This window comes from Bifidobacterium saimiriisciurei, from assembly GCF_010667655.1.
Lineage (GTDB): Bacteria > Actinomycetota > Actinomycetes > Actinomycetales > Bifidobacteriaceae > Galliscardovia > Galliscardovia saimiriisciurei.
Genome location: NZ_WHZU01000024.1, coordinates 1 through 16,876, shown reverse-complemented (window position 1 = coordinate 16,876; position 16,876 = coordinate 1). Strand labels below are relative to the sequence as shown.

Annotated in this window: 12 protein-coding genes and 1 pseudogene; 7 read left to right on the top strand and 6 right to left on the bottom strand. The window is 63.6% G+C overall.

All coding sequences use genetic code 11. From position 1 onward, the window contains the following. Both GFD18_RS10570 and rpoB read right to left on the bottom strand, forming a co-directional pair. Positions 1-1,357: pseudogene (locus GFD18_RS10570) on the bottom strand (DNA-directed RNA polymerase subunit beta'); the annotation flags it as partial. Between the two features lie 101 nt (positions 1,358-1,458). Continuing rightward, positions 1,459-5,085, bottom strand: a complete 3,627-nt coding sequence (gene rpoB, locus GFD18_RS10565; protein ID WP_163200271.1) for a DNA-directed RNA polymerase subunit beta — start codon at positions 5,083-5,085, stop codon at positions 1,459-1,461. Between the two features lie 748 nt (positions 5,086-5,833). Between rpoB and GFD18_RS10560 the strand changes: the two genes are divergently transcribed. Next, entirely contained in the window at positions 5,834-6,910 is a 1,077-nt protein-coding gene (locus tag GFD18_RS10560) for an exonuclease domain-containing protein (RefSeq protein WP_163200270.1), read from the top strand. A gap of 13 nt (positions 6,911-6,923) precedes the next feature. Here GFD18_RS10560 and GFD18_RS10555 read toward each other — a convergent pair whose 3' ends face one another. The 3 genes from GFD18_RS10555 to GFD18_RS10545 all read right to left on the bottom strand — a co-directional run bounded on the left by GFD18_RS10555 (position 6,924) and on the right by GFD18_RS10545 (position 9,981). Continuing rightward, positions 6,924-7,769 (bottom strand): HAD family hydrolase, encoded by an 846-nt coding sequence (locus GFD18_RS10555; RefSeq protein WP_163200269.1) that lies wholly within the window; start codon positions 7,767-7,769, stop codon positions 6,924-6,926. A gap of 352 nt (positions 7,770-8,121) precedes the next feature. After that, a complete protein-coding gene (gene purC / locus GFD18_RS10550) occupies positions 8,122-8,892 on the bottom strand; it encodes a phosphoribosylaminoimidazolesuccinocarboxamide synthase (protein ID WP_163200268.1) in 771 nt (256 codons plus the stop codon). A 132-nt stretch (positions 8,893-9,024) separates the two neighbouring features. Then, entirely contained in the window at positions 9,025-9,981 is a 957-nt protein-coding gene (locus GFD18_RS10545) for a sugar-binding transcriptional regulator (RefSeq protein ID WP_225433080.1), read from the bottom strand. A 280-nt stretch (positions 9,982-10,261) separates the two neighbouring features. On the opposite strand from GFD18_RS10545, the gene GFD18_RS10540 reads away from it, so the two are divergent. The 6 genes from GFD18_RS10540 (at position 10,262) to GFD18_RS10515 (ending at position 16,411) form a co-directional block, all read left to right on the top strand. Continuing rightward, positions 10,262-11,251: a phosphotriesterase family protein gene (locus GFD18_RS10540; protein WP_100510814.1), complete on the top strand. Its 990-nt coding sequence runs from the start codon at positions 10,262-10,264 to the stop codon at positions 11,249-11,251. Between the two features lie 6 nt (positions 11,252-11,257). Further along, positions 11,258-11,935, top strand: coding sequence for a 3-dehydro-L-gulonate-6-phosphate decarboxylase (locus GFD18_RS10535; protein WP_163200266.1), 678 nt, complete (start codon positions 11,258-11,260; stop codon positions 11,933-11,935). Positions 11,936-12,105: 170 nt separating this feature from the next. Next, positions 12,106-13,083, top strand: a complete 978-nt coding sequence (locus GFD18_RS10530; RefSeq protein ID WP_163200265.1) for a sugar kinase — start codon at positions 12,106-12,108, stop codon at positions 13,081-13,083. Between the two features lie 30 nt (positions 13,084-13,113). Beyond that, positions 13,114-14,454, top strand: coding sequence for an MFS transporter (locus GFD18_RS10525; protein ID WP_163200264.1), 1,341 nt, complete (start codon positions 13,114-13,116; stop codon positions 14,452-14,454). Positions 14,455-14,617: 163 nt separating this feature from the next. Further along, entirely contained in the window at positions 14,618-15,505 is an 888-nt protein-coding gene (locus GFD18_RS10520) for an L-ribulose-5-phosphate 3-epimerase (RefSeq protein ID WP_163200263.1), read from the top strand. Between the two features lie 213 nt (positions 15,506-15,718). Next, positions 15,719-16,411: an L-ribulose-5-phosphate 4-epimerase gene (locus GFD18_RS10515; protein WP_163200262.1), complete on the top strand. Its 693-nt coding sequence runs from the start codon at positions 15,719-15,721 to the stop codon at positions 16,409-16,411. Positions 16,412-16,674: 263 nt separating this feature from the next. Here GFD18_RS10515 and GFD18_RS11170 read toward each other — a convergent pair. Then, positions 16,675-16,876: hypothetical protein (locus GFD18_RS11170; protein WP_225433079.1), on the bottom strand; the 202-nt coding region annotated here is incomplete at its 5' end.

The window sequence follows — 16,876 nt, the reverse complement described above, 5'->3', positions numbered from 1 at the left end:
GCTCGAGGGCCATCGGCTTCGGCAGGCCGCACTGGTGCATGCGCAGGGACGGGCCGACGACGATCACGGAACGGCCGGAGTAGTCGACTCGCTTACCGAGCAGGTTCTGACGGAAGCGGCCCTGCTTGCCCTTGAGCATGTCGGAGAGCGACTTGAGCGGGCGGTTGGAGGCGCCGGTGACCGGACGGCCGCGGCGGCCGTTGTCGAACAGGGAGTCGACGGCCTCCTGCAGCATGCGCTTCTCGTTGTTGAGCATGATCTCCGGGGCGCCGAGCTCGAGCAGTCGCTTGAGTCGGTTGTTGCGGTTGATCACACGACGGTAGAGGTCGTTGAGGTCGGAGGTCGCGAAGCGGCCACCGTCGAGCTGCACCATCGGGCGCAGGTCCGGCGGGATGACCGGAATCACGTCGAGCACCATGGCCTCGGGGCTGTTGCCCGTGGAGATGAAGGCGTTGATGACCTTCAGGCGCTTGAGGGCGCGGGCCTTGCGCTGGCCCTGCTTGGTCGTGGCGATCACGTTGCGCAGGTTCTCGGCTTCGGCCTTGAGGTCGAAGTCGTGCAGGCGCTGCTTGATGGCCTCGGCGCCCATGCAGCCTTCGAAGTAGTCGCCGTAGTCGTCGACCATCTCACGCCACAGGTCCACGTCGCCTTCCATGTCGCCGGGCTTGAGGCTCTGGAAGCGGTCCCACACGGCGGTGTGGCGGGCGATCTCGTCGTTGTAGCGCTTGCGGATGGCCTTGAGGTCGCGCTCGGCGCCGTTCTTGAGCTTGGTCTTGGCGGCGGAGGAGGATTCGCCGGTGGACTCGAGGTCGGAGAGGTCCTCCTCGAGCTTGACGGCGCGCTTGTGGATCTCGTTGTCGCGGGCCTTCTCGAGGTTCTGGATGCGCAGGTCGAATTCGTCCTGCAGGTCCGGCATGTCCTTGTGACGCTGCTCCTCGTCCACGCTCGTCACCATGTAGGCGGCGAAGTAGATGACCTTCTCGAGGTACTTCGGCGGGATGTCGAGCAGGTAGCCAAGACGGCTCGGCACGCCCTTGAAGAACCAGATGTGGGTCACGGGGGCGGCCAGCTCGATATGGCCCATGCGCTCACGACGCACGCGGGACTTGGTCACCTCGACGCCGCATCGCTCGCACACGATGCCCTTGAAGCGCACGCGCTTGTACTTGCCGCAGGCGCATTCCCAGTCGCGGGTCGGTCCGAAGATCTGCTCGCCGAACAGACCGTCCTTCTCCGGCTTGAGGGTACGGTAGTTGATGGTCTCGGGCTTCTTGACCTCGCCGTAGCTCCAGTTGCGGATGTCCTCGGCGGTGGCCAGACCGATCCTCAGTTTGTCAAATGCATTAACGTCCAGCACTCTATGTCCTGTCTGTTGAAAATTTACTGCTTCACGTGGGTGGGGCCCGGCCGGCATGCGACCGGCCGGGCGTTGCTAGACAGTGCCGTGGCGGCCTGACGTCAGCGGTACTGCGGCTCCTCGGAGTCGGCGGGGGCGTTGGAGCCGGCCTCGGGGCGGGCGCCGATGTTGAAGCCCAGGTCGTCCGCGGCGGAGACGGGGTCGTCGTCCTCTTCCTTCATGTCGATGGCGACGCCTTCGGCGTTGAGCACCTCGACGTTCAGCGACAGGGACTGCATCTCCTTGAGCAGCACCTTGAAGGACTCGGGGATGCCTGCCGGCGGCAGGTTGTCGCCCTTGACGATGGCACCGTAGACGCGCACGCGGCCGTCGACGTCATCGGACTTGATGGTCATCATCTCGTGCAGCGTGTAGGCGGCGCCGTAGGCCTCGAGGGCCCACACCTCCATCTCGCCGAAGCGCTGGCCACCGAACTGGGCCTTACCGCCCAGCGGCTGCTGCGTGATCATCGAGTACGGACCGGTGGAACGGGCGTGGATCTTGTCGTCGACCAGGTGGTGCAGCTTCAGCATGTACATGTAGCCCACGGAGATCGGACGACCGAACGGCTCGCCGGTACGGCCGTCGAACAGCACGGCCTTGCCGTCGTCGCCGACGAGCTTGTCGCCGTCGCGGTTCGGCAGCGTGGTGCGCAGCAGGCCGCTGAGGGCGTCCTGATGCACGCCGTCGAACACCGGGGTGGCGACCGGGGTGTTCGGCTCGGCCTTCTCGGCGCCTTCGGGGATGTGCTTCTTCCACTCGGCCTCGAGGTTCGGGTCGATGTTGATGTCCCAGCCGGAATGCGCGATCCAGCCGAGGTGCAGCTCGAGCACCTGGCCGAGGTTCATTCGGGAAGGCACGCCCAGCGGGTTGAGCATGATGTCGACCGGCGTACCGTCGGCGAGGAACGGCATGTCCTCCTCCGGCAGGATGCGGGAGATGCAGCCCTTGTTGCCGTGACGGCCGGCCATCTTGTCGCCCACGGTGATCTTGCGGTGCTGTGCGATGTACACGCGGATCATGTGGTTCACGCCGGTGGGCAGCTCGTCGCCGTCCTCCTCGGCGTCCTCCTTGGTGATCTCCTTGACGGCGATGACCGTGCCGGTCTCGCCGTGGGGCACGCGCAGGGAGGTGTCGCGCACCTCGCGGGACTTCTCGCCGAAGATGGCGCGAAGCAGACGCTCCTCCGGGGTCAGCTCGGTCTCGCCCTTCGGGGTGACCTTGCCGACGAGGATGTCGCCGGCCTCGACCTCGGCGCCGATGCGGATGATGCCGCGCTCGTCGAGGTTGCTCACCGCGTCCTCGCTCACGTTCGGCAGGTCGCGCGTGATCTCCTCGGCACCCAGCTTGGTCTCGCGGGCGTCGATCTCGTACTCCTCGATGTGGATGGAGCTGAGGGTGTCGTCCTGCACCAGACGCTGGGAGATGATGATGGCGTCCTCGTAGTTGTAGCCGTTCCACGGCATGAAGGCGACCAGCAGGTTCTTGCCCAGTGCCATCTCGCCCTTCTGGGTGGCGGGGCCGTCGGCCAGCACGGAGCCCTTCTCCACACGCTCGCCCTCGTGGATGAGCGGCACCTGGTTGTAGCAGGTGGTCTGGTTGGAGCGCTGGAACTTGGCCAGCTTGTAGGAGCTGGTGGTGCCGTCGTCGTTCATCACGCGGATCATGTCGGCGGAGCAGTAGGTCACCACGCCGTCCTTCTCGGCGAGCACGACGTCGCCGGAGTCGACGGCGGCGCGCCATTCGCCGCCGGTGCCGACCAGCGGGCGCTCGGACTGGATCAGCGGCACGGCCTGACGCTGCATGTTGGCGCCCATCAGTGCTCGGTGGCCCTCGTCATGCTCGAGGAACGGGATCAGCGAGGCGCCGACGGAGACCATCTGTCGAGGCGAGACGTCCATGTAGTCGACGGAGCTCACCGGCACATCGACGGCCTCTTCCTCGTTGGCTCGGGCAAGGGCGTCCTCGTGCACGAAGTGGCCGTTGTCGTCGAGCTCCTGGTTGGCCTGGGCGATGATGTGGTCGTTCTCCTGGTCGGCCGTCATGTACACGACGTCGTTGGTCACCTGGCCGTCGACGACCTTGCGGTACGGCGTCTCGATGAAGCCGAACGGGTTCACGCGGCCGAAGGTCGCGAGGGAGCCGATCAGACCGATGTTCGGGCCTTCAGGGGACTCGATCGGGCACATGCGTCCGAAGTGGGACGGGTGCACGTCTCGCACCTCCATGGAGGCGCGGTCGCGGGACAGACCGCCGGGGCCCAGGGCCGAGAGACGACGCTTGTTGGTGATGCCGGCAAGCGGGTTGTTCTGGTCCATGAACTGCGAGAGCTGGGAAGTTCCGAAGAACTCCTTGATGGTCGCGGCCACGGGGCGGATGTTCAGCAGGGACTGCGGCGTGATGGCCTCGGCGTCCTGCGTGGTCATGCGCTCGCGCACCACGCGCTCCATGCGGGACAGACCGGTGCGCAGCTGGTTCTGGATCAGCTCGCCGACCTGGCGGATGCGGCGGTTGCCGAAGTGGTCGATATCGTCCACGTCGACGCGCAGCTCGATGTCCTCGCCGTTGCGCTTGCCCGGGAACTTGTCCTCGCCGGCGTGCAGCGTGACCAGGTACTTCAGCGTGGCGACGATGTCGTCAAGCTTGAGGCTGCGGTCGTTCACATCGCCTTCGAGGCCGAGCTTGCGGTTGATCTTGTAGCGGCCGACGCGGGCCAGATCGTAGCGCTTGGTGTTGAAGTAGAAGGAGTCGAGCAGGTTGCGGCCGGCCTCCGGGGTGGCGGTGTCGCCCGGGCGGATGCGGCGGTAGAGCTCGGTGAGGGCGTGGTTCTGGATCTCCTCGTCGTTCGGACGCTGGTCGATCAGCGGACGGCCGTTGGAGTCCTTCGGCGTGATGGCGTCCATCTCCTTGGCGAGGGCGTCGAGCACCAGCGGATAGCCCTGGAAGGAGTCGTGGATCTCGCGCTCGGTCATGCCGATGGCCTCGAGGAAGATGATGGCGGACTGCTTGCGCTTGCGGTCCACGCGCACGCCGAGGACGTCGCGCTTGTCGATCTCGAACTCAAGCCAGGCGCCGCGGCTCGGGATGATCTTCGCGCCGAAGACCTCCTTGTCGCTCGTCCTGTCGCGGGAGCGGTCGAAGTACACGCCCGGGGAGCGCACGAGCTGAGAGACGATGACACGCTCGGTGCCGCCGATGATGAAGGTGCCGTGCGGGGTCTGCAGCGGGAAGTCGCCCATGAACACGGTCTGGGACTTGATCTCGCCGGTGTCGTTGTTGCAGAACTCGGCGTTCACGTACAGCGGGGCGGAGTAGGTGTAGTCCTTCTCCTTGCACTCCTGCACGGTGTGGCGCGGCTCTTCGAAGTAGGGGTTGGAGAACGTCAGGCTCATGGTCTGGGCGAAGTTCTCGATCGGGGAGATCTCGCTGAAGACCTCCTCCAGGCCGGAGGTGTGGGGAACGGTGTTCGTGCCCTTGGCCTCGTCCTCCTCGACGCGCTTCTTCCAGCGCTCGTTGCCGATGAGCCAGTCGAAGCTATCGGTCTGGACGCCCAGCAGGTAGGGGACGTCGATGGGTTCCTTGATGGAACCGAAGTTCACGCGGTTGGAGGCCTTGTGCAGCTTGATGTCGTGCTCGTCGGCGCGAGCGTAGACCTTGGTGGTACTGTTTTGTGTGCTTTCGGCAGCCAAGATGGGATAGTCCTTCTCGTTCGCTGTTATTCCATACGGCAGGGAACGGCGGCCGCAATGTTACAACCTTCGCGGGCAGTTCCCCCAGTTGATGCATGCCCGCTATATGACACACGTCGCTAATCGTCAAAAGAATACCATATTCTCGCGTGTCGCGCAACCAAGCGTGTATGCTTCTCGGACTCTCCCCATAGGTCCCGGAGGGGTGCCGTCATGATGCCGACCAACCATCCGCAGACCCCTCCCCGAGGAGAGGAGCCACCGGCAACGTCGACCAACCGCTTCCGCGAACTCTCCTTCGGAAAGGCACCGTCGGCAAACGCCGACCAACCACTTCCACAGGCTCCCCTCTGGAGGGAAACCGCCGGCCGAAGCCGACCACCCTTTTCACAGGCTCCCCTCTGGAGGGGAGCTGGCGGCCGAAGGCCGACTGAGGGGAGGAAGGAAACATCACAGAGCGAACGCCGCTCCGCCCCTGCCCTTCACCCCTGCCGGCTTATGCCGCCCTTATGCCCCGTCGCCTTGAACGGCACTCCCCCACGACGCCCCGCGACGAAGCCGCGCCCTTTGCCGTGAATCTTGCCGGCATTGTTCCATCCCGCGTTCCAGCCGGTCTTTCCCCCGCCGCCGACCCAACCGCTTTTGCGGACCTCGCCGCCGTTCGTGCCGCCATGGTTTCCATTCGTTCCGTTCGTTGTCATACCATCAGTATGGCCCGACCACCGGAACCGTAGAAGGGAGCCGCCCCATGCCATCGCCGACACAGCCGCCGGTACGGTCATCGGCGCAGCCGTCAGGCACCCGAGGATTCGCGGTGGTGGATTTCGAGACGACGGGACTGGTGCCGGAACGCGGCGACCGCGCCATCGAAATCGGCGTGGTGCTGCTCGACCCCGACGGCGGCATCGAGCATGAGGACGAGACGCTGATCCATGTGCGCCGCGACCTCGGCATGCAGAGCCTGCATCGCATTCGCGCCGCCGACCTCAGGCAGGCACCCGAATTCGACGGCATAGCCCGTCAGTTGCGCGGCTACCTGGCCGGCCGCGTGTTCGTGGCGCACAACGCCGCCTTCGATTCACGCGTGCTACGCTGCGAATACGCCCGTCTCGGATATGACGTCCCCGTCCATGACGACACCTCCGCCCGTTCTGATCATGTGCCCGCACTCCGCGACGACGCAATCACATCTCATGGCAGCGGCTCCACGATGCTGTGCACAATGAGACTCGGCAGCCGTCTGTTCGGCGTCCGTTCACTCGCCGACTGCTGCCGACGGTTCCACATCGGCAACCCGGACGCGCACAGTGCGTTGAGCGACGCCCGTGCCACGGCATTGCTTTTGCACGAATACATGCGTATGGTTCCCGACTGGCCGGGATGGGCCGCGCGTCTAGACGCCGCCGAACGGGCGCCATGGCCGCGAATCGACGGTGATATCGCCCGCTGGATGCCTCGTCCCTCCCATATGGCCGAACGCGAACGAACGTTCAACGACGACTACGACAACGCCGTCGAGGCCGGCGGCGGAACCGATGCCGATTTCGACGTCGATCCGCGCACGCCCGCTCCTCCGACCCGCCTGCGCGAAGGCGACCGCATCGTGCTCACCGGCGCGATGTCGCAGCGCCGTGCGGACTGGGTGGACGATCTTGCGGCCATGGGCATCACGGTCTGGCCGTCGGTCACCAAAAAGGTGCGTCTCGTGGTCGCCGCCGACGTGGACACGGAATCCACCAAGGCCCGCAAGGCACGTGCCTACAACATCCCCATCGTGAGCGAACGGTGGCTCAAAGCCGCCCTCGCCAACGGCATCGACATCTGAGATGCGTGTGCCATCACACCAGTCCAAGTGCGGCGAAGGCGTTGGCGAGGCCGTCGTCATGGATGTCGGTGGTCACGATGTCAACGAAATCCTTGATGCCGTGGATCGCATTGCCCATGGCCACGCTCGTTCCGGCCATCTTGAGCATGGCGGTGTCGTTGTCGCTGTCTCCGATGGCGATGGTGTCGGCGATGTCGCATCCGAGGGCCGCGGCCACGTCGCGCACGGCCGTTCCCTTGTCCACGCCGTTGATGAGCAGCTCGCCGTTGTTCGGTGAAATGCGGTCATACGACGCATGCACGGTGGTGAACCACGGGGAGAGGTCGCGTTGCACGTCCTCGAAGCTCACGTCCGGGTCGGGCTTGGAGAAGTACGAGCCCTTGCTGGCACGGATCACATGCCCGAGCGTAGAGCCCTCGGGAATCTCCACGTCGTCGATCACATGCCAGTATTTGGCGAACTCGCCGCTGTTCCACGCCGACTTCTTCGCCTGAAGATGCCGCAGATAGCCCTGCGAGATGTACATGCCGTCGGCGCCCTGCCACTGGTAGCTTTCGATGTCGTGACGTTTGAAGTATGCGGTCGCCGCATCAATGGCCTCGGGCGGGATGAAATGCTGGAAAAGCACGCGGTCGCCGAGGTTCGCCTGCGCCCCGGCCACGGAGACCACGCCGTCGAATCCGAGGTCGAGGATGTTGCGCTCGATCTTGGGCAGCGAGCGACCGGTGCAGATGAACAGCCGGTGCCCGTTGGCCTGCGCCTCGCGGCATGCCTTCTTCGCCGATTCGGGGACGATGTGGTCGTCGTCCGCCAGTGTGCCGTCGATGTCGATGAACACCAGCTTGCCATTGGAAGCCATGATTCCTCCTACCGTGGTTTTCCTAGGTCTCTATTGATTTATTCCCTATTGTCGTACGTCCCTATCCCCTATCGCGCCCGACAGTAACGTATCTCTGCGTCAATTCACAGTTCCCGCCCCGCCCCATACGCAACGAACAGGAATCGAACGCAACACACGGTTCCCATCCGTCGAACCATACGAAACCGATGGGAACCGGAGAACAAATTAGATTCCCATCGGTCAACCAGCACACAACGGATGGGAACCGAAACAGCCCCACCGTTCCCATTCGTCGAACCATGCACAACGAACAGGAACCGAAAACGACGCACGATTCCCATCCGTTGCGCACGAATCAACGCAAAGGAACCTACTCGGCGCGCTCCACGCCCTCGGCCTCGGCCAGAGCGGTGAGGCGGGCGTAGATCTCCTCGTAGGCGGGGATGATGCTGCCGAGTCCGCGACGGAAGAGGTCCTTGTCGAGGTGCTCGATGGCGCCGTCGTCGTCCTTGCCGCCGTTGCCGTCCTTGAGGTCCCACAAGCGGCAGGTGTCGGGGGTGATCTCGTCGGCCAGAAGAATGGCGCCGTCGGAGGTCCTTCCCTCCTCGATCTTGAAGTCGACGAGCCGCACGTCGATCTTGGAGAAGATGTCGGTCAGCGCGTCGTTGACGGCGTAGGCGATGCGGGAGATCTCGGCGAGCTCATCCTCGGTGACGATGCCGAGCGCCACAAGTCCGTCGTTGTTGATGAACGGGTCGCCGAGGTCGTCGGATTTCACGCAGAACTCGAGGATCGGCTTCTTCAGCGGCGTGCCCTCCTCGACGCCGTAGCGCTTGGCGAAGGAGCCGGCGGCGGTGTTGCGCATGATGATCTCGAGCGGGAACATGTCCATCTTCCTCACCAGCTGTTCGGTGTCGGAGATCCTGCGGACGAAGTGGCTTTCGATGCCGCGAGCGCGCAGCAGGTCGAACAGCACGGAGGTGATGCGGTTGTTCAGGCTGCCCTTGCCCTCGATCTGTTCCTTCTTCTCGCCGTTGAACGCGGTGGCCTGGTTCATGTATTCGACCCACAGCACGTCCGGCTCGTCGGTCGCGTACATCTTCTTGGCCTTGCCCTTGTAGAGCATCTCGAGTTTCTTCATGGTTCGCCTTCTTTGCTTGCGTTTGCCTGCTTGCGTTTGCCTGGCATGGTTGCCGGCCGCTGCCCCGCCGATCGACATAGACCGGCCGGACGGGCAACAGCGTATCACCGAAGGAACGGCAACGCCCGCCGGTCAGTGAACATCTGTTAACAGCTGTTCGGCGGTGTAGTCGTCGGTGACCAGGGCGGAGATGAGGCCGCCGCGCATGCAGGCCCGAATCGCCGGGATCTTCGGCTCACCCCATGCCACGGCGATGACCAGCGGGATGCGTCGCAGACGTTCGATGTCGATGGATATCGTGCGGTCGCACAGTTCGGTATGCACATGGTTGCCGTCCGCGTCGATGTGATGGCCGCAGATGTGGCCGACCACGCCGTGACGCAGCAGGTCGCCGGCCTTGCGCTGGTCGATGTAGGCGTCGAAGATGTGGCCGGAACGGATGGTGGTCACCGCGCCGATGCCGCAGATGGCCACGTCGGCGCCTCCGCCGAGGGCCAGCGTCGTGGCGATTTGCGGCTCCTTGCGCATGGCGGCGGCGAGTTCGGCGTTCGACAGGATCATCGGCACCGGAAGCGTGGTGAACGTGCCGCCGAGCCGCTGGGCGAGCATGCGGCAGATGTCGGGAGAGTCGGTCATGGGGTTGTCGGGGCTCAAGGTGCCGATCATCTGGGCGACGTTCGATTTCGGCCAGTCGAGTACGGGCAGTTCACGTACGGTGGCGGCCACCGCGTTGCCGTTGGAGACGGTGATCAGCGAGTCGGGCGCGCAGGTTTCGGTGAACAATGCGGCCGAATACCGCGGCACGACGACCTTCGGGTCCTCGTCGGCCTTCACCTCGGCCACGCGGGCGTGCTTGAGCCCGTATTTTTTCTTGAGTCCTTCCTCGAGGGTGCGCATACGTTCCAGCGCGTGGCCGATGCTGATGTGCACGATGCCGGCCTCGCGGGATTCCTTGAGCAGTCGGGACACGGTCGGCCTCGAATAGCCGATCTCCTTGGCGATCTGCGCCTGGGTCTTGTCTTCGAGATAGTAGGAGCGCGCCACCCGAAGCATCAGATCGACGTGTTCGCGCGATGTTGAGGTGGCCATAATCGATTCGTCGTTGAACATATGTTTATGTTATCTCGATTAACCATTGATTCGCAAGTAATGTCAATTTTTATAAATCGTTGAAAAATCAACTGTTCTAAACCCAATAATCCCACGAACAGCCGTTCTTGCGAACATGTGTTCATGATGGTGGTGGTTTGGCGCGTCACGGTGCCATAGATTGTGAATCGTCAACGACAACGACCACGGGAACGGTCCCGAGGCCAGACGAACAACCAAGACCCGTCATGGATGACGGGTCGGAACAAAGGAGTACACCATGGCATTCGCACGCACTATCTTCGGCGACGTCGATCCCAGCACCCTCGGCGTCGTGGACTGCCACGACCACCTGATCCGCGTCGGCGCGGGCGAGGTCTACATCGATGGCGACCACCAGCTCGACTCGGTCGAGAAGGCCATCGAAGAGGGCGGCTACTTCGCCGAGGCCTCCAAGAAGTGGAGCCCCAACGGCGGCACCGTCGTCGACATGTGCCCCATCAACTGCGGCCGTGACCTCAACAAGCTGGCCGAGGTGACCAAGGCCGTCGACGGCCTGCAGGTCATCGCCGCCACCGGCTTCCACCGCGAGCACGTCTACCTCGAGACCCAGTCCCACTGGATCAACCGCTACAGCGTCGACAAGGTGGCCGAGCTGGTCATCGCCGACATCCGCGAAGGCATCGACAAGAACGACTACTCCGGCCCGATCGTCGAGCGCACCCCGTACAAGGCCGGTGTGATCAAGGTCGGCACCGCCTACGGCAAGATCACCAAGTTCGAGCGCAAGTGCATGGAGGCCGCCGCCATCGCCGCCATCGAGACCGGCTGCCCGATCAACACGCACACCACGTACGGCACCTGCGGCCTCGAGCAGGCCGAGGGCTTCCTCGAGCTGGGCGTTCCGGCCAACCAGATCGCCATCGGCCACATCCAGCGCAACGCCGACGTCTACTACCTCGAGCAGATCCTCAAGCTCGGCGTCTACCTCGAGATCGACGGCACCAACCGCATCAAGTACCAGCCCGACTCCAACCGCATGATGGAGCTCAAGGCGTTCTACGAGGACGGCTTCGCCGACCGCATCCTGCTCGGCACCGACTCCGGCAAGCGCGGCTACCAGAAGGCCTACGGCGCCACCTCCGGCGTCGACTACAACCCGGCCGTCGACGGCCCGCGCATGGTCGACGAGGGCTTCGACCGCGAATACATCGACAAGCTGCTCATGAAGAACGCCCAGGAGTTCTTCACCTTCAAGAAGGAGGGCTGATCCACGATGGCGGAATCAACCGAGAAGCTCGCCCAGCCGCGTCTGCAGATCGCGCTCGACACCACCGACATGCCGAGCGCCCTGCGCCCCCTCAACCAGGCCATCGACCAGATCGACGTGATCGAATGCGGCACCATCCTCATCATCGCCGAAGGTCTCAAGGCCGTGCGTGAGATCCGCGCCCTGTACCCGAACAAGACCATCCTGGCCGACGTGCGCATCGCCGAAGCCGGCGCCCTCATCGCCCGCAACTGCTTCGAGGCCGGCGCCAACTGGGTGTCCGTCGTGGCCGGCGCCTCGCTGACCACCGTGGAGCAGGTCGTCAAGGTCGCCGACGAATTCGGCGGCGAGGTGCAGATCGAGCTCGGCGAGGACTACGACGCCGACAAGGCCCGCAAGTGGAAGGACCTCGGCGCCAAGCACGTCATCGTCCACCGCTCGCGTGACGCCGAGGTCGCCGGAACCCTCAAGTGGGGCGAGGACGACATCAGGCGCATCAAGGAGCTGCATGCCATGGGCTTCACCGTCACCGTAACCGGCGGCGTGAACGTCAAGGACATCCCCTTCTTCGAAGGCGCCCCCGTCGGTGTGATCATCTCCGGCCGAGGCATCGTCAAGGCGGAGGACCCGCTGGCCGCGGCCACCGAACTGAAGAACACCATCAAGGCCGTCTGGCCCGAATAGACTGGACCAGGGGCCGCGCATCCAACGAAGGAGACCGGCGCCGCCGGACACGGCCCCATACGGTCCGCAACAACCAAAAATGGGGTGCCCCCTTGCCTGGAGCACCCCCAAAAAACGAAAACCCTTATCCAAAGATTTCCAACACGATTATAGTCACAAGGAAGTGCGCCATGACCGCATCCAATACCGAACCCAGGACCCCCAAGTACGACCTGTCCACCATCGGCGAAGGCCAGATCCGCTTTACCGTCGAGCGCGGCGAACGACTGATGTTCACCCGCTCCGTGCACATGAACCCCGCCTGCTCCGAAGCCAACGTCGCCGGCCTGCTCAGCCAGCTCGGCCGCGAGACCCTGTGGACCAGCTCCCTGCCCGAAGGCGACCTCGGCGACTACATCCTTTCCGAATACCGTTCCGTCGGCGTGCACATGGACACCATGGTCCGCCGCCCCGGCGGCCGCACCGCCCTGTACTTCATGGAGCCCGGCGAATATCCGATGCCCGCCAACGTCATCTACGACCGCGAGTGGACCACCTTCCGCGCCACCGGCATCGAGGACTACGACTGGGATGAGATCCTCGACACCAAGGTCATCTTCCTCACCGGCATCACCGCCGCCCTGACCGACACCACCGCCGAGGTCGTGCGCTACGCCGCCGACGAGGCCGTGCGCCGCGGCGTCGATGTGATTCTCGACGTGAACTTCCGCCGCAAGCTGTGGAGCGGCGAGAAGGCCCGCGAGGTGCTCGAGCCCATCGCCAAGGAAGCCACCGTGCTGTTCTGCTCCATCGCCGACGCCGAAAAGGTGTTCGGCATCACCGGCACCCCCGAGGAGGTCACCGCCGAACTGCAGAACCGCTTCGGATGCAAGTACGTCGTCTCCACCAACCACACCGAAGGACCCTACCTGCGCGGTCGCGAAGGCTTCTACCCGTACCGCACCACCCCAGTGAACGTGGTCGACCGTCCCGGAGCCGGAGACTCCTTCGTCTCCGCCACCATCCACGGCTACCTATCCGGCAACATCCGCGAAGGCGTCAAGTGGGGCCAGTACGCCTCCAAGGTGGCCCTCACCCACAAGGGCGACCTGACCCGTGTACGCCCCGGCGAACTCGACATCCCGCTCGGCACCGACATCGACCGCTGACCGCGGCACCCGCACAACCAGGAGGCACCCATGGCCAACGCCACCGTCACCGCATACGAGCAAATCGACTCCCGAGCACTCACCGGACACCAGAAAAGCCTCGTCGCGCTCGCCGTCATCGGCAACATCGCCGAATTCTTCGACATCTTCATGGTCGGATTCGTCATCTCCCTGCTCACCGGGGCATGGAACCTGACCGGCATGCAGGCGGGCATCATCACATCCTGCACCGGTCTGGGCACCGTGGCCGGCTCGATTCTGTGGGGACGCATGTCCGACCGCATCGGACGACGCGGCTCGTTCCGCTGCTGCGTGATCTTCTTCCTCGTGTTCACCGTGCTCACGCTGCTCATCCCCGACGGCGCATGGTACCTGTATGCGGCCTGCCGCGTCGGCGTCGGCATGGGTGTCGGAGGCCTCAACATCACATCCATCCCGTACGTTCAGGAATTCGTGCCCTCCAAGCAGCGAGGTCTTCTCGCCGGACTCGCCTCCGTGTTCATTCCGATGGGCCTGCTGCTCGGCTCGGTCTGCCAGCGTATCGTCGGCGACAACTGGCGCATGCTGGTAGCCCTGAGCCTCGTCTCCGTGCTGCTGCTCGTCTGGATTCACTTCGTCCCCGAATCACCGCGCTTCTACCTGATGCACGGCCAGCCGGACAAGGCTCGTCGCTCCCTCGCATGGGCGATGAACATCCCCGAGGCCGAGGTCGGCGAACTGCCCGAGATCAAGGAGGAGAAGAAGGCCTCCTATGGCGAACTGTTCGCGCATCATCTGCGTCCACTCATCATCGTCTCCCTCGGCTCGTTCTGCTTCATCCTCGGCAGTTTCGCCATCCAGTCGTGGGGCCAGACCCTGCTCAAGGACGGGTTCGGATTCGACACCGAAATGGTCGCCTACCTGTTCATGGGCGTCGCCGTGGCCGACTGCATCGGCCGCTTCGGCTCCGCATGGCTCGCCGACCGCATCGGCCGTCGCTGGACGATGTTCCTCTACGGCATGATCGGCGCCGCCGCCTGCTTCGCCGCAGCCCTGTTCCATGGTTCCGGCTGGGCATTCTACGTCGAAGTGCTCATCATCATGATGTTCGCTGACGGCGTGTTCGGCATCATCAACGCCTTCGGCTCCGAACAGTTCTCCAACGACGTGCGCTCCACCGGCATCGGCCTTGGCTACGGTCTTGGCGCCATCGCCAAAATCGTCGGCCCGTCGCTGATGGGTGTCCTCGTCGGCGGCAGCGCGGTCTCGCAGAACATCAGCCTGAGTGTCATCACCACCGCGTTCACGTTCTTCGGCGTCTGCCTCGTCATCGGCGCGGTCATCTACCTGTTCGCCCAGGAGACGAAAGGCAAGGACCTCGAATCCCTGTGATTCCCGCGAATCCCCTGGTGTTCGTCGGACATGAATCATGCTCCGACGAACACCGTCACCAAATCGACGTTCTCAACCGCGACGATTCCCGCATATTCATAAGACCCATTCCCATCCATACACCAACACTTTTCCCTATCCACTTTTCCTAAGGACAATCATCATGACCGTCAACGCCGTCGGCATCTACGAAAAGGCATTACCCACCGGACTGAGCTGGGAGGAGACCTTCGAACTCGTCCACGATCTCGGCTTCAACTTCCTCGAATTCTCCGTCGACGAAAGCGACGAACGTCTCGCCCGCCTCGACTGGACGCAGCAGGAACGCGCCGACTTCCGCAACGCCATGTGGAAGACCGGAAGCCGCATCAACACCCTCATGCTCTCCGGCCACCGCCGTTTCCCGCTCGGCTCCGCCGACCCCGCCATCCGCGCCAAGGCTCTCGAGATGATGGACAAGGCCATCGACCTGGCCGTAGACCTCGGCGTACGCAACATCCAGATGGCCGGCTACGACGTCTACTACGAGCCGAAGACCGAATCCAGCCGCGAATGGTTCATCGAAAACCTCAAGACCTGCGTGGAGATGGCCGCCAAGAAGATGGTGATGCTCTCCATCGAAACCATGGACGACCCGTTCCTCAACTCGCTGAGCAAGGTCGACTATCTCAAGACCCAGATCCACAGCCCGTTCCTGCAGGCCTACCCCGACGTCGGCAACCTCACCGCCTGGCCGGAGAACGATGTGGCCCACGAAATCGAATCGAACATCGACAACATCGTCGCCGTGCACCTCAAGGACACCAAGCCCGTGACCGCCGACTTCCCCGGACAGTTCAAGGAAGTGCCGTTCGGCGACGGCACCGTCGACTTCGAAGCGGTGCTCCGTCTCTTCCACCGACTCGGCTACAACGGCAGCTACACCGTCGAGATGTGGACCAGCAAGGCCGAGGACCCCATCGCCGAAGTGAAGAAGGCCAAGGCCTACTTCGACGACCTCTTCGCCAGGATCGGCATTATGCAGGAGCCCGTCCTGAGCAAGGCCGCGTGATTGCATGATGGAGCGTTCTCAGCGTTGCGGATGGCTCGACGTACCTTTGTACGCCTTCGCCATCCGCGCCTTGAGACCGCACGCATCATGCAATCACGAGCCAGCCTCCCGACGCGAATCCCCAGTTGATGCCCCCCCTGGAGCGCTTTACGGGTGCTGGCATATGCCCATCCCAGACTTACGAAAAATACAACCCATGAAAGGAAACTGATTATGGCTACGTTGGCTGATTATGGTCCTGAAGTGCGTGCCGAGGTCAAGCAGGTGCGCGAGGTGGTGGCCTCGCTGCACGAGCAGCTGATCAAGTGGAACCTGGTCGTGTGGACGGCCGGCAACGTGTCCCAGCGCCTGCGCACCGCGGACCTGATGGTCATCAAGCCGTCCGGCGTGCGCTACGAGAACCTGACCCCGAACTCCATGGTCGTCACCGACCTGGAGGGCAACGTGGTCGACGGCTCCGAGGCGCCGAGCTCGGACACCGCCTCGCACGCCTACATCTACCGCCACATGCCCGACGTGTACGGCGTGGTGCACACGCACTCCACGTACGCGACCGCGTGGGCGGCCACGGGCCAGGACATCCCGTGCGGCCTGACGATGATGGGCGACGAGTTCGGCGGCCCCGTGCCGGTCGGCCCGTTCCGCCTGATCGGCTCCGAGGCGATCGGCAAGGGCGTCGTCGAGACCCTGGCCAAGTACCCGAAGTCGCCGGCGGTGCTCATGCAGAACCACGGCCCGTTCACCATCGGCAGGGACGCCGAGGCCGCCGTCAAGGCCGCGGCCATGACCGAGGAGGTCGCGCACACGATGTGGGCCGCCCGCCAGCTGGGCGACATCATCGAGATCGACCAGGCCGACATCGACAAGCTCAACGACCGCTACCAGAACGTCTACGGCCAGCACTGATTCGATGGAGTGTCCTCGTCGTTGCTCCTCGGTCGACGTACCTTCGTACGCCTTCCCTCGGTGCGCCTAGAGGACACGCGCATCGAACCAGCGCCCCCGCACCGGATCCGCACACGTCAGACCGTCGAGTCGTCCGCAGCGTTGCCGACGACTCGACGTACTTCGGCTGGAGAATAATTCTCCCCCGTAAACCCCGTCACTATGAATCATCGCCATGGATTGGGCTGCATATTCGTCAAAATGCAGCCCAGTCCATGGCGTTTTCATATCCCGGTTTTCAAAAACCGCATGATTCCAACGTTCTTGAAAATCAAAACCGTGGTTCTCGATGGATTGCGTTGCAAAAATCCCAAATCACAACGCAATCCATCGATATCACCCCATTTTCGATGGACGACGTCACTAAAACTCGGATTTGCGACGTCGTCCGTTGACTTGAAGCGGTTTCGATGGACGACGTCGCAA